The 13,342-nt window shown below is 62.7% G+C and carries 12 protein-coding genes and 1 tRNA gene; 4 read left to right on the top strand and 9 right to left on the bottom strand.

Going from position 1 to position 13,342, the window contains the following annotated elements; genetic code table 11:
• Window positions 1-15: 15 nt before the first annotated feature.
• The 3 genes from RHE_RS20800 to obgE are packed head-to-tail and all read right to left on the bottom strand — an operon-like array spanning window position 16 to window position 3,539.
• Window positions 16-1,299: a glutamate-5-semialdehyde dehydrogenase gene (locus RHE_RS20800; RefSeq protein WP_011427252.1), complete on the bottom strand. Its 1,284-nt coding sequence runs from the start codon at window positions 1,297-1,299 to the stop codon at window positions 16-18.
• On the bottom strand, window positions 1,292-2,461 hold the full coding sequence (gene proB / locus RHE_RS20795) for a glutamate 5-kinase (protein ID WP_011427251.1): 1,170 nt from the start codon (window positions 2,459-2,461) through the stop codon (window positions 1,292-1,294). Before proB ends, RHE_RS20800 begins: the two co-directional genes overlap by 8 nt.
• Complete coding sequence (gene obgE / locus RHE_RS20790; protein WP_011427250.1) at window positions 2,448-3,539, bottom strand: GTPase ObgE; 1,092 nt, start codon at window positions 3,537-3,539, stop codon at window positions 2,448-2,450. The genes proB and obgE overlap by 14 nt, the downstream gene beginning before the upstream one ends.
• Before the next feature lie 84 nt (window positions 3,540-3,623).
• Between obgE and RHE_RS20785 the strand changes: the two genes are divergently transcribed.
• A complete protein-coding gene (locus RHE_RS20785) occupies window positions 3,624-4,490 on the top strand; it encodes an endonuclease/exonuclease/phosphatase family protein (protein ID WP_020922601.1) in 867 nt (288 codons plus the stop codon).
• 94 nt (window positions 4,491-4,584) lie between these two features.
• On the opposite strand, the gene RHE_RS20780 is transcribed toward RHE_RS20785, so the two are convergent.
• The 4 genes from RHE_RS20780 to rplU all read right to left on the bottom strand — a co-directional run bounded on the left by RHE_RS20780 (window position 4,585) and on the right by rplU (window position 6,572).
• Entirely contained in the window at window positions 4,585-5,172 is a 588-nt protein-coding gene (locus RHE_RS20780; protein ID WP_011427248.1) for a GNAT family N-acetyltransferase, read from the bottom strand.
• Complete coding sequence (locus tag RHE_RS20775) at window positions 5,169-5,825, bottom strand: GNAT family N-acetyltransferase (RefSeq protein ID WP_011427247.1); 657 nt, start codon at window positions 5,823-5,825, stop codon at window positions 5,169-5,171. Before RHE_RS20775 ends, RHE_RS20780 begins: the two co-directional genes overlap by 4 nt.
• A 125-nt stretch (window positions 5,826-5,950) precedes the next feature.
• Window positions 5,951-6,220 carry a 50S ribosomal protein L27 gene (rpmA, locus tag RHE_RS20770; protein ID WP_004676172.1) on the bottom strand — a complete coding sequence of 90 codons (270 nt, stop codon included), beginning with the start codon at window positions 6,218-6,220 and terminating at the stop codon, window positions 5,951-5,953.
• Between the two features lie 34 nt (window positions 6,221-6,254).
• Window positions 6,255-6,572 carry a 50S ribosomal protein L21 gene (gene rplU, locus RHE_RS20765; RefSeq protein WP_007824851.1) on the bottom strand — a complete coding sequence of 106 codons (318 nt, stop codon included), beginning with the start codon at window positions 6,570-6,572 and terminating at the stop codon, window positions 6,255-6,257.
• Between the two features lie 304 nt (window positions 6,573-6,876).
• On the opposite strand from rplU, the gene RHE_RS20760 reads away from it, so the two are divergent.
• The 3 genes from RHE_RS20760 to RHE_RS20745 all read left to right on the top strand — a co-directional run bounded on the left by RHE_RS20760 (window position 6,877) and on the right by RHE_RS20745 (window position 10,506).
• Window positions 6,877-6,966 (top strand) — tRNA-Ser (locus RHE_RS20760).
• A gap of 362 nt (window positions 6,967-7,328) precedes the next feature.
• The gene (locus RHE_RS20755) at window positions 7,329-8,771 is read left to right on the top strand and encodes a M81 family metallopeptidase (protein ID WP_011427246.1); all 1,443 of its coding nucleotides are present in this window, start codon (window positions 7,329-7,331) and stop codon (window positions 8,769-8,771) included.
• Between the two features lie 403 nt (window positions 8,772-9,174).
• Entirely contained in the window at window positions 9,175-10,506 is a 1,332-nt protein-coding gene (locus RHE_RS20745; protein ID WP_011427245.1) for a glucoamylase family protein, read from the top strand.
• A 35-nt stretch (window positions 10,507-10,541) separates the two neighbouring features.
• On the opposite strand, the gene RHE_RS20740 is transcribed toward RHE_RS20745, so the two are convergent.
• Both RHE_RS20740 and RHE_RS20735 read right to left on the bottom strand, forming a co-directional pair.
• Window positions 10,542-11,579: an ABC transporter ATP-binding protein gene (locus RHE_RS20740; RefSeq protein WP_011427244.1), complete on the bottom strand. Its 1,038-nt coding sequence runs from the start codon at window positions 11,577-11,579 to the stop codon at window positions 10,542-10,544.
• A complete protein-coding gene (locus tag RHE_RS20735) occupies window positions 11,576-13,243 on the bottom strand; it encodes an ABC transporter permease (protein WP_011427243.1) in 1,668 nt (555 codons plus the stop codon). Before RHE_RS20735 ends, RHE_RS20740 begins: the two co-directional genes overlap by 4 nt.
• Between the last annotated feature and the right edge of the window lie 99 nt (window positions 13,244-13,342).

The following is a 13,342-nucleotide window of genomic DNA, read 5'->3' as shown; positions in this document are numbered from 1 at the left end:
TTTTCCGTCGTCACGTCAGGGTCGGGTCTGTCCGGCACCGCGCACCCGGTATTTGAAGGAGGTCAGTTGTTCGACACCGACGGGGCCGCGGGCATGCATCTTGCCGGTAGCGATGCCGATTTCCGCTCCCATGCCGAACTCGCCGCCGTCGGCGAACTGGGTCGAGGCATTGTGCAGCAGGATCGCCGAATCGACTTCGGTGAAGAAGCGCTGAACGACAGCGGGATCCTCGGCGATGACGGCCTCGGTGTGGTTCGAGGAGTATGTCTGGATATGGGCGATCGCGCCCGATATGCCGTCGACGGTGGCGACCGAGATGATCGCGTCGAGATATTCGGTCGACCAGTCCTCCTCCGTCGCGGTTTTCAGGCCGGGCGCAACCTTCAGCACTGCCGCCGAAGCGCGGATCTCGCAGCCGGCGTCAGTCAGCACCTCAAGCAGTGGCGTCAGATGCGTGTCGATTGCCGCACCATCGACGAGCAGCGTCTCGGCCGCGCCGCAGATGCCGGTGCGGCGCATCTTGGCATTGACGACGATCTTCTTCGCCATCTCGAGATCGGCTGATGCATCGACATAGATGTGGCACAGGCCTTCGAGATGCGCGAACACCGGCACCCGGGCCTCGTTTTGCACGCGGGCAACCAGGCTCTTGCCGCCGCGCGGCACGATGACGTCGATTGCCCCCTCAAGACCGCGCAGCATGGCGCCGACGGCGGCGCGGTCGGTGACCGGAACGAGTTGGATCGCATGCTCCGGAAGGCCGGCCGCCTTCAGACCTTCGACCATGCAGACATGGATAGCCTGCGATGAACGGCGCGAATCCGAGCCACAGCGCAGAATGACCGCATTGCCCGCCTTGAGGCAAAGCGCGCCGGCATCGGCGGTGACGTTCGGCCGGCTTTCGAAGATCACCCCGATGACGCCGAGCGGCGTGCGAACGCGCTCGATCTTCAGGCCGTTCGGCCTGTCCCAGGCGGCGATGACTTCGCCGACCGGATCGGCAAGGGCGGCGATCGCGCGGATTCCCTCGGCCATCTCGGCAATGCGCTTGTCGTTCAGCGTCAGCCGGTCGACGAAAGAGGCGAGCGTTTCGCTGCCTTCGATGTCTTTCAAATCTTTGGCGTTTTCCGCGAGGATATGCGCCTTGTTCGCCATGATCGCATCAGCCATGGCGTTCAGGGCCTTGTTCTTCGCCTCGGTGGAGGCAAAGCCCAACGGTCGCGCTGCAGCCTTTGCCTTGCGGCCGATGTCGTTCATCAGCGCATCAATGTCAGGGCTTGGCGCAACGGTATCAAGCATAGCTCGCGTCCTTCTTCTGCCTTTCCGATTTCGGTCTGATCTGGGCGGTCATCACCATGTCGTCGCGATGGACCATGGCGGCTCGCCCGGCGTAACCGAGGATGGCTTCGATCTCCGCCGATTTGCGGCCGGCGATGCGGCGGGCGTCCTCGGCATCATAGCTTACTAGGCCGCGGGCGATCTCGCGGCCGGCAGGTCCGATGATCGCCACGGTGTCGCCGCGGCTGAAGAGGCCGGAAACGCTGCGCAGGCCGGCGGGAAGCAGACTCTTGCCGGCGCCGAGCGCCGTGACGGCGCCCTCATCGACGTGCAGCTCGCCTGCCGGCTGCAACTGCCCGGCGATCCAGGTCTTGCGGGCGGTCACGGGTGTGCCGGAAGGGGCGAACCAGGAGGAGCGCGCGCCGTTTTCGATCGCCGAGAGCGGGCTCTCCGTCTTGCCTGAGGCGATGATCATGGCGCAGCCCGAGGTGGTGGCGATCTTGCCGGCATCGATCTTGGTGCGCATGCCGCCGCGCGAAAGCTCGGAGGCGGCGCCGCCGGCCATCGCCTCAATCTCCGGCGTGATTTCGGAAATCGTCTCCAGGAAGGTCGCGTTCGGATCGAGATGCGGCGGCGCGGTATAGAGGCCGTCGATATCGGAGAGAAGGATGAGCAGGTCGGCGCCGGTCATCGTCGCCACACGGGCGGCGAGGCGGTCGTTGTCGCCGTAGCGGATTTCACTGGTCGCGACCGTATCGTTCTCGTTGATGATTGGTACGGCGCCGATCTTCAGAAGCTGATTGATGGTGGCGCGCGCATTGAGATAGCGGCGGCGCTCCTCGGTGTCGCCGAGTGTCAGCAGGATCTGGCCGGCGACGATCTCGTCGCGCGACAGGCTTTCCGACCAGGCGCGCGCCAGCGCGATCTGGCCGACGGCGGCGGCCGCCTGGCTTTCCTCGAGCTTCAGCGCGCCGGAGGGCAGGTCGAGCACCGAGCGGCCGAGCGCGATTGCCCCTGATGAAACGACGAGCACGTCGATCCCCCTGGCCTTCAGGCCCGCAATATCGGCGCACATGGCGTCGAGCCAGGCCTTCTTCAGCCCGGCCTTGCGGTCGACCAGAAGGGCGGAGCCGATCTTGATGACGATGCGGCGGTAGCGGCCAAGCGGCTTACGGCTGGTCATCGGCCCCATCCTCGCCCTGGTTATTCTCTTCGGAGACGATCATGTCGCGATGTCTGAGCTTCGGCGCCTTGGCCGGCTTCTCCTCGGCATTCTCCTGGACGATGATGTCGCGCAGCGCCCGCAGAACCTCGGTCATGCCCCTGCCTGTGACGGCCGAAATCTGAAACGGCGTCCTGCCGCAGGCCTTGGCCAATTCCTTGGTCTTTTTCTTCAGTTCGGCCTCGTCGAGCACGTCGATCTGCGACAGTGCCACGATTTCGGGCTTATCGGTCAACTCGTTGCCATAGGCTTCGAGCTCGTGTTTGACCGTTTTATAGGCCTTGCCGACCTTTTCTTCCTGGGCGGAGACGAGGTGGAGCAGCACGCGGGTGCGCTCGACATGGCCGAGGAAACGGTCGCCGATGCCGACTCCTTCATGGGCGCCCTCGATGAGGCCCGGAATGTCGGCGAGGATGAATTCCCGCTCGTCAACCGTGGCGACGCCGAGATTGGGATGCAGGGTGGTGAAGGGGTAGTTGGCGATCTTCGGCCGGGCGCGGGTAACCGATGCGAGGAAAGTCGACTTGCCGGCATTGGGCAGGCCGACAAGGCCGGCGTCGGCAATCAGCTTCAGCCGCAGCCAGATGGTTTTTTCCTCGCCGGGCAGGCCGGGATTGGCCCAATCCGGCGCCTGGTTGACCGAGGTTTTGAAATGGGCGTTGCCGAAGCCGCCATTGCCGCCATGGGCGAGGCAGTAACGCTGGCCTTCCTCGGTCAGGTCGCAGATCATCGTTTCCCGATCTTCCTCGAAGATCTGGGTTCCCACGGGGACCTTCAACGTCACGTCGCTGCCGTTGGCGCCGGTGCGGTTGCGGCCCATGCCATGGGTGCCGATCGTCGCCTTGAAATGCTGCTGGTAGCGGAAATCTATCAGCGTGTTGAGGCCGTTGACGGCCTCGACCCAAACATCGCCGCCGCGTCCGCCGTCACCGCCGTCGGGACCGCCGAACTCGATGAACTTCTCGCGCCGGAAGGAAACGCTGCCCGCGCCCCCGTCTCCGGATCGGATATAGACCTTTGCTTCGTCGAGAAATTTCATTTTACTTCCAATATTGCGTGGCGGCTGGACGGCCCGTCTTGGCCCATTCGATATAGGCGGTTCCGACGGAGGTCAAAGATTATCGTGAATTTTGCGAGCTATAACATACAGTACGGCTTCGGTCTCGACCGCAGATACGATCTCGAGCGTATTGCCCGGAGCCTTGAAGGCGCCGATGTCATTGCGCTGCAGGAGGTGACCCGCGGCTTCTCGCGCAACGGTTTTGCCGACATGGTGGCCGATATTGCCGCCTTCTTTCCCGATCATTTCTGGGTGTATGGGCCGGCCTGCGACATCCATATCGACGGGGGCGAAGGCGGCCTGCAGCCGGTGCGCGGCACGCGTTTTCAGTTCGGCAATATGGTGCTGTCGCGCTGGCCGATCCTGTCGACGCGGACGCTGCTTCTGCCACGCAGCCGGACGATGGCCAAGATCAACCTGCAGCGCGGCGCAACGGAGGCGCTGATCGCCATCCCCGGCGGAGCGATCCGCGTCTACTCCGTCCATCTCGACCATGTCTCTGCCGACGAGCGCATCCGCCAGCTGCAATTCTTGAACGGGCACATCAACGCATTCGTCCAGGAGGGTGGATCGCTGACGGGCGGTGGCGAGCTTGATCTGCCGGAGCTGCCGCTGCCCGAGGACTATATGATCATGGGCGATTTCAACATGGAGCCGGAATCGCCGGAATATTGCGCGCTTGCCGGCGCCGGCGGCGGCTATTACGGCCGTGTCGCCAGAATCGGCACGCCGATCGACGCCTTTGCGGCGCTCGGGGCTTATCGCCCGGGAAGCTACAGCTGGATGGATCCGGCAGATCACGGCAAACGCATGCATCTTGACTATTGCTTCGTCAGTTGCGGCTTGGAGGGCCGGTTGAAATCCGCGCGGATCGATACGCAATCCCTCGGCTCCGATCATTTTCCCGTCTGGATCGAGATCGGCGATTGACGAAGACGCCGCCGAGCCGGCGGCGTCTCCTTTCGACTTTTAGAAGATCATGATGTTGTCCGCAAACCGCTCACAGTTTTCGGCATCATGCTTGTTATGCGACCTTGCGCGGCTGCAGCGCGCCCGGTCGCAGCACGGTTTCGATATGCGACACCATGGTGTTGCGGGCGAAACAATAGATTTCGCCGCAACCCGTCATGCGGAATCCGAGCTTCTCCTGCAGCCGCAGCGAAGCCGGGTTGTCGGCGAAGACACCGGAATGAACAGGCGTCTCCGGCATGCGGCGCGAGAAGCGCTCGATGATCGCCGCCACCGCCTCGCTCATATAGCCGCGCCGCCAGTAGTAGCGGTTCAGCCAGTAGCCGAGATGCCAGCGGCCGTGGCGCAGTTCGATCGAGACGGTGCCGATATGGACATCATCCTTACCGGTGATCGCGAGCGACCAGTCCGGCAGCGTGCCTGACGTGACCGGCATCAGCCAGTCCAGCGCATCCTGCCGGTCGAAGGGCGCGGGCACGCGGGAGAGCATGCGCGTCACCGCGAAATCGGAAAGCGATTCCGCGATGGCGGGCGCATCGCTCAGCCGGTGGGGGCGGAGCGTCAGCCGGGCAGTCGGGATGACCGGCGCGGGTCCGGGCATCATCGACTTGGTGTCCGGCCTTTGCAGTGCCGTCGTGCTCATGCGATGTTCCCCCAGCTTCTCAGCGACATCCAGGTCTTGCGGTCGAGCCTGTACCATTCCACAGGCACGTTGCTGCCGAGCGCCAGCGAGGCCGCGAGGCCCGATCCCTGGAACTGGAAGCCGCACTTCTGGATGACGCGCCGCGAGGCGACGTTCATCACCCGGCAGCGGGCGTCGATCTGATCGACGTCCTGCCGCGTCCGGAACACCATGTCGACGAGGGCGTGGCAGGCCTCGGTGGTGTAGCCCTGATTCCAATAGGGTTCACCCAGCCAGTAACCGATCTCGACGGTCTTGCCGTCGCTATGCGGTTCCACGCCGCAGCACCCCATGAAGGCGCCGTTTTCGGCTTTGGTGATGGCATAGACGCACTTGCCAATCTCGCCATTTCGCGAACGCCAAACAAAGTCGGCGGCATCATTGGCGGTATAGGGGTGCGGCATACGCGATACCATGGTGGCGACTTTGGCGTTGTTGGCGAGATGGGCAAGGGCGTCGATGTCTTCTTCGTGAGGCGCGCGCATGACGAGCCTTTCCGATAACAAGACAGGGCAATCGGTCCTTAACCGCTCCGGCCTCAGCCGTTCCTTGGAAGACCGCTGGTCCTCCCGGGAAGACCGTGATTGGTCTACCCTTATCAATTCGCCTTGCATGTTCAGTCCTCCTGTTTGGACAAAGAAAAAGGGGAGATGGCGCCCCATCTCCCCTGTTTTCTGGACTGAACCTGGTACGGCCAGCCGGGTCGATGAGACGCCGGCTGTTTTTGAGCGCTACCGGCTTATTCCGCTGCTTCCGCTTTCGGCATGACAGACACGTAGACGCGACCGTTGGCCTTCGTTCGGTAGTCCACATTGCCGGCGGTAAGTGCAAAGATCGTGTGATCCTTGCCGAGGCCGACGTTGGAACCGGGATGCCACTGCGTACCGCGCTGACGCACGATGATGTTGCCTGCGATGACGGCTTCGCCGCCGAACTTCTTCACGCCAAGGCGCTTGGATTCGGAATCGCGACCGTTGCGCGAGGAACCGCCAGCTTTTTTGTGTGCCATTGGAGTTCTCCTTTAAACCTGAAACCCGTTGATCTTACTTGGCAGCCACGATGTCCGTGATACGGACGACCGTGTGATGCTGGCGATGGCCGCGCGAACGCTTCGAATTCTGACGACGGCGCTTCTTGAAGGCGATGACCTTCTTGCCGCGGGTCTGGTCGACAACTTCCGCCTTGACGGAGGCGCCGGCTACGAAGGGCGCACCGATCGCCGCGTCGGCGCCTTCGCCGATCACGAGGACTTCGGTGAATTCAATGGAGTCGCCAGCGGATGCTTCAAGCTTTTCGATGGTCAGCACGTCGTTGGCTGCCACACGGTACTGCTTACCGCCGGTCTTGATGACTGCGAACATTTTTTATCCTTTCATGTTCGTTCCGGCGCTCCCCGCTATTTCCGCAGGTGGCCGTCTTTTTATCAGTCGAAGTTAAGCAGGGATTTCAGGGAGCTAGCCCGGAATTCTGGTCTGCCGGTGAAACCCCGCGCGAGCGCGAGGTGGGCAAGGGGCGGACTACTCCACTCCTATTGCGGATGCGGGATACGCGAGTGACAGAAAGGTGTCAAGGCAAAAGGATGGAAAAGCTCGATATTTCGGCTTGCCAACCTGTCATCTGCCCGTTATGAGAACGCCCGCGCCGAACAAGCGCCGACCTGACCGCGGAGAGGTGGCAGAGTGGTCGAATGCACCGCACTCGAAATGCGGCATACCTGCAAGGGTATCGTGGGTTCAAATCCCACCCTCTCCGCCATGTTTTCAAGCCCTCTCGGTCTAGTCCAAATAACTATCTGGCATATGTGAAGACCATTCAATTGCCCGGTAACCGCTGCGCTTCCGAAGAGGATCGGCGTGCGGCTTTTCGCGCTCACTGCGAATTCATTCTCGGCTGTTCTACCTCGCGGCCTTCCCGGAGAAGTCCTGATGAGGTGATTCCGGGTCATGGTGCCAGTCTGACATCTAAAGAAATTTGTCCTTTATCGCGGTTGATCGGCTCGTTTTGCGAACTATCATCAGCGTCAGGCAGCGGCGGCGCGATCGTTGGATTGCCGCCGCATGTTCAGTCCATCACCACCCACATTTTGCTGATTGCTCCCATATCAACCGAGGTTTCCCATGCGCATCGCCGTCGGTGGCATCCATATCGAGTGCAGCACTTACAATCCCGTTCTGAACGAGGAGAGAGATTTTCGCGTGTTGCGCGGAGCGGGGTTGTTGGAGTCGCCGTACTTTGCCTTCCTCAGAGATTATGACGCGGAATTCCTGCCGACGATCCATGCCCGGGCCATTGCCGGCGGGCCGGTTTCGCGTGCCACCTATGAGGCGTTCAAGAGCGAATTCCTTGAGCGGCTGAGGCCGCTGCTGCCGCTCGATGGGCTCTATCTCGCCATGCATGGCGCCATGTATGTGGACGGCATGGAGGATGCCGAGGGCGACTGGATTAGTGCCGCCCGCGCGCTCGTCGGCGAGGCATGCACCGTCTCGGCAAGCTACGACCTGCACGGCAACGTCACCCAGCGCATTATCGATGCGCTCGACATCTACTCCACCTATCGCACGGCGCCGCATATCGATGTCGAGGAGACGATGCGCCGCTCGGTCTCTATGCTGGTCAAGAGCTTGAAAACCGGCGTAAGGCCGTTCGTTCTCTGGGCGCCGATCCCGGTCGTTCTGCCCGGCGAGCGCACCAGCACGGTCGATGAGCCGGCGAAGAGCCTCTATGCCAAGCTGCCGGATATCGACGCGATGGGTGGCGTCTGGGATGCCTCGCTGATGGTCGGTTATGTCTGGGCCGACGAACCGCGCGCCACGGCCGCCGCTATTATGACCGGCACTGATCGTGCCGTGCTGGAGCGCGAGGCGAAGCGCCTCGCCAAGGCCTATTGGGATGTTCGCGAAGACTTCGTCTTCGGCTGCGAGACCGGTTCGGTCAAGGAATGCGTTGCGAAAGCGATCGCCAGTCCGACCGCTCCTGTCGTGCTCGCCGACTCCGGCGACAACCCGACAGGCGGCGGCGTCGGAGACCGAGCCGATGTCCTGGCCGAGCTGATCGCCAAAGGTGCTGAGGGTGTCATCTTTGCCGGCATCGCCGACAAGGCGGCGACCGAAGCCTGCTATGCCGCAGGTATCGGTGCGGAGCTTGCCCTCAGCGTCGGTGCCTCGCTCGATACCAAGGGCAGCAGGCCGGTCGATGCCCGCTTCGCCGTCAAATTCCTGCATGAGACCGCCGACGCGGCCGATCGGCAGGCGGTCGTTTCGATCGGCGGCATCGATCTCGTGCTCTCGGCCAAACGGCGACCTTATCACAATATCGCCGATTTCACCCGGCTCGGCCTCGACCCGCACGCAGCCAAGATCATCGTCGTCAAATCGGGCTATCTCTCGCCGGAACTGGCGCCGATCGCAAACCCTAACCTGATGGCGCTGTCGGAGGGGGTGGTCGATCAGTTCGTCGAGCGCCTGCCGCGGCTGCGCAAGCAGCATCCGACCTACCCCTTCGACAAGGATTTTGCCTTCGAGCCACGGGTCTTCCTCTCCGCGCGTTCGCCAGAGGCGTGAGTCCCACCGACCCGAAAGGGACATGATTCCCTAGGAAGATGTTCGGCTTGGCCCGACTCGGCCTAAATCCCCGGTAATTTCGGGGCCGGTACTGCGATGCACCGGATCGGCTCTGCGGTCGGCATGAGCTGCTCCGCTTCGTGCTGCAGAACGTCGAGCCGAATCGTGATCGGCTGCAAGGCCACAGGAATTGCCTGAGATACGCTGTGCCGGTGCGGTGCGCCCTCGTGCTTTTGCTGCACCGCTTATATGACTTATGCTAGATACTATTTCACCGATAATTGTTAACGACCAATCGCCTCCGTTTGTGTTCTCTTATCCTTGCGAATCAAAAAGGTTTGATTTGCCCGGGGACGACCACCATGTTCATGCATGGGGCGGTGCAACAGTTGGGTAGGAGCCTATGCTGCAGCGGATCGAAGACATTGATGCAGCCCTCATAGACAGGTTGCAGCATTCGGCATTCAAGTACTTCCTGAAATATTCCAATCCCGAAAATGGCCTGGTGGCCGATACCTCGATCGGCGGCGTGCCGGCAAGCATCGCGGCCGTCGGTTTTGCCCTTTCCTCCTATCCGGTTGCTGTCGAGCGTTGCTGGATCAGCCGCAAGGAAGCGGCCGAGCGCACGGTCAATACGCTGCGTTTCTTCGCCGAGGCGCGCCAGGGCGACGAGCGCCATGCGACCGGCCATCGCGGTTTCTTCTACCATTTTCTCCACATGGATAGCGGCAATCGTGCCTGGAACAGCGAGCTTTCGACCATCGATACGGCGCTGCTCATCGCCGGCGTGATGACCTCAGCGCAATATTTCAATCGCGAAGACGAGACCGAGACTGAAATCCGTGAGCTCGCGACCTTCATCTACGAACGCGTCGACTGGCGCTGGGCGCTGAACAAGGGCGACACGATTTCCATGGGCTGGAAGCCTTCGTCGGGTTTCCTGCGCTGGCGTTATCACGGTTTCGACGAGGCGATCATTCTTTATGCGCTGGCACTCGCCTCGCCGACACATCCCGTGCCCCAGTCGAGTTACGACGCCTTCACATCGAGCTATTCCTGGATGACGTTCGGCGACCAGCCGTATCTCTACGCCGGCCCGCTTTTCATTCATCTCTTCTCGCATGCCTGGATCGATTTCCGCGGCATCCAGGACAGACCGATGATGGATCGCAACTGGGACTACTTCCGCAATACCCAGGTCGTCATCAACATGCAGCGCGACTATGCCGAGCGCAATCCCGGCGGTTTCGTCGGTTACAACAGGAATGTCTGGGGCTTTACGGCCTGCGACGGCCCGCCGCCCACCCGGCGCATGCGCGGCGGCCGGCAGCCGAAGGTCCTGGGTTATGCCGCACGCGGCGCGCCGCTCGGACCCGATGACGGCACGATCGCACCCTGGGCGGCACTCGCCTGCCTGCCCTATGACCGGCAGGCGGCTCTCGACGGCACCAAGGCGCTTTTGACCACCTATCCGAACCTGCTGCTGGAAGGCGGCTTCCCCGGCGGCTTCAATCCGACTGTGCAGACCAAACGTCCGGAGGGCTGGGTGGACGACCGCACCGTCGGCATCGACCAGGGCCTTGTCGTCATGACCATCGAAAACGAGCGTTCCGACTTCATCTGGAAGCTGATGCGGCAATCGCCGGTCATCCGCCTCGGACTTGAGCGCGCCGGCTTTACCGGCGGCTGGCTCGAGGGCGCCGAGCCGCAAGAGCTGGTGCGCCGGGTCGGTTAGCCCGCATGTCCGATAGGACGCGCAGGCTCTATTGTTCAGCGCTCGAAGACGTGCGCCTTGCCTGATATATCCAGGCGAACGAGATCGCCTCGCGAGGGAAGGGCGACGCTCGAGGTCTTGATCCGGATCGGCGGCAAGGCAACGCCGTCGAGCGAAACGGCGACGGTGCAGACCGCGCCACCGAATTCCACCTCGACAACCCGTCCGCCGTAGTCGCGATCGCTTTCATCGGCAACGACGCGGATCTGCTCGGGCCGCAGCATGATTTCCGCCTTGCCCTGACGGCCGCCTTCGACGGCGACATGGCCGAGGGCGCAGTCGGCAAGGCCGTTCCTTATGATGGCCGGAAGCAGCACGGCATCGCCGAGGAACAGCGCCGTCTCGCGATCCCTGGGATGCAGATACAGGTTTTGCGGCGTTCCCGCCTGGATCAGCCGCCCTTCCCTCAGAACCGCGACCTGATCGGCAAAACTCAGTGCCTCTTCCTGATCGTGCGTCACGAGAACGGCGGTAATGCCGGCCGCCTGCAGCACGCGCGCGACAGCCTTGCGCATGTTTTCCCGCAAACCGGTGTCGAGCGCCGAGAAAGGTTCGTCGAGCAGCATCAGCCGCGGCTTGCGGCCGAGCGCGCGGGCGAGCGCCACGCGCTGCTGCTGACCGCCGGAAAGCTGATGCGGGCGCCGCACCAGCATGCCGCGGTCGAGCTCGACCATATCGAGCAGTTCGGCGATGCGCCGCTCACGGTCGGCAGCACCCCGTTCGAAGCCGAAGCCGATATTCTCAGCCACGCTCAAGTGCGGGAACAGCGCGCCATCCTGGGAGACGATGCCGATGCCCCGTTTGTGAGCCGGCACCGCCGCCGAGCCATCGGCCAGCACGTCGCCATCCAATGTCACCCTGCCGGCGTCGGCTTGCTCGAAGCCGGCGACGATGCGCAGCAGCGTCGTCTTGCCCGAGCCGGACGGCCCGATGACGGCGGTGCGGCTGCCGGCCTGGACATCGAGCGAGATATCCTTCAGCGCCTGGACAGGCCCGTAGCGCTTGCTGATGTTTTCGATCGTAAGCAGCGTCATTGGCCGGCGGTCCGTTTCGATTGCGTATAAAGCGTCAGGGTGAGCGGCAGCGACAGCACGACCATCATGAAGGCGTAAGGGGCGGCCGAGACGTAATCGATCTCGCTCGTCAGCGACCAGAATTTCGTCGCCAGCGTATCGACCCCGTTCGGAGAGAGCATCAGAGTCGCCGTGAGTTCATTGGTAATGCCAAGTGCGGTCAAGGCGATGCTGGCAGCGGCTCCCGGTGCGGCAAGCCGCATGGTGATCTGCCGCACTGCCTGACCGGGGGTGCGGCCGAGGCCCATCGCGGCGCGCTCCAGTTCCACCGGCGCCTGAGCGATGCTGGCGCGTAAGCCGACCATGGCACGGGGCAGGAAAAGCATCACATAGGCGACGAGCAGCGTTGCGAAAGTCTGATAGAGCGGCAGCACGAGACGGACGGTGATCGTCACCAGCGCCAGCGCCACGACGACGCCGGGCAGCGAGCCGACATAATAGTGGCAGGCTTCGAGCACGCGCTGGAAACGGCCGGGCGCGCGCACGGAGAGCCAGGCCATGGGGGCTGCGGCAATCGTCGCCAGCACGCCGCCGGCAAGAGCGAGCGCCATCGTCTGCAGGAAGGCACTGCCGACCTCGATGCGCCAGATCCCGCTGCCGCCGAGATAGAGCCAGCGGCCGAGTGTCATCAACGGCAGGCCGAGCGTCAGCACCGCCAGGACGACAGGCAGCAGGATGGCCGGCACCACGAACCAGCCGAGACGCCGGCGATCGGCCGGACGCGGCGAGCCAGAGCCGACGCGGGCATAACGTTCGTTGCCGCGCAGCAGCACTTCGAGGCCAAGCAGGAAAAGGCAGCAGGCAACGAGCACGCCGCCGAGCATGTTGGAGGCCGGGCTGTTGTAGGAGGATTGGAACTGGTCGACGATCGCGGTGGCGAAAGTATCGAACCGGATCATGACGAACAGGCCGTATTCCGACAGCAGATGCAGTGCAATCAGCAGCGAGCCGCCGCAAATGGCAAACCTCAACTGCGGCAGCACGGTGCGGAAGAAAACGCGCCAGGGATTGAGGCCAAGGGAGGCGGCGGCATCCTCGATGGCCGGATCGAGACGGCGTAGTGTTGCGGCGACCGGCAGATAGAGGAACGGATAGTATGCGATGATAGAAACGAAGACGCCGCTCTGCAGGCCGCGCATGCCAGGAATGAGGCTGACCCAGGCATAGCTGTGCACGAAGGCCGGCACCGCGAGGGGCGCGATCGCCAGCCAGGCCCAGAGCCTGGCGCACGGAATATCCGTTCGTTCGGTCAGCCAGGCAAGCGTCACGGCCAGCGCGATCGCCAGCGGAATGGTGGCCGATTCCAGGAGGACCGTATTGATGAGGAGTTCGCCGACACGTGGCCGGAAGACGAGCGTTTTCACCGTTTCCCAGCCGACATCGTAAGTGATCCAGCTGATGAAGCCGAGCGGCACGAGACTGAAGATCGCGATGACGGTCGCGAGAAGCATCACGGACGCGTGCGGCATGCGCCGGCGCGGCAATAGTATTCGCGCGGCCTTCGGCGCGACCGGCGCCTTGTTGCCGGCTGCGAAAAATCTGTTGTCTTGCAGCAAGGCCGATGCCTTCATACGCTGAAAAAGGAGGGCAACCGTCTTGGAAAGACAGTTGCCCGATCCCGTCATGCCCTAAGGTTTTCTTGAGCCAAAAGCAATAGTTTTGGCTGCTGCAAGCCTGCGGCAGAAAGCCCAAAGGATTCCCCGCATAAGCGCTACGACACCAGA

This window comes from Rhizobium etli CFN 42, from assembly GCF_000092045.1.
In the GTDB taxonomy this organism is placed as follows: Bacteria; Pseudomonadota; Alphaproteobacteria; order Rhizobiales; family Rhizobiaceae; genus Rhizobium; species Rhizobium etli.
This window is presented reverse-complemented; position numbering and strand designations above follow the sequence as displayed.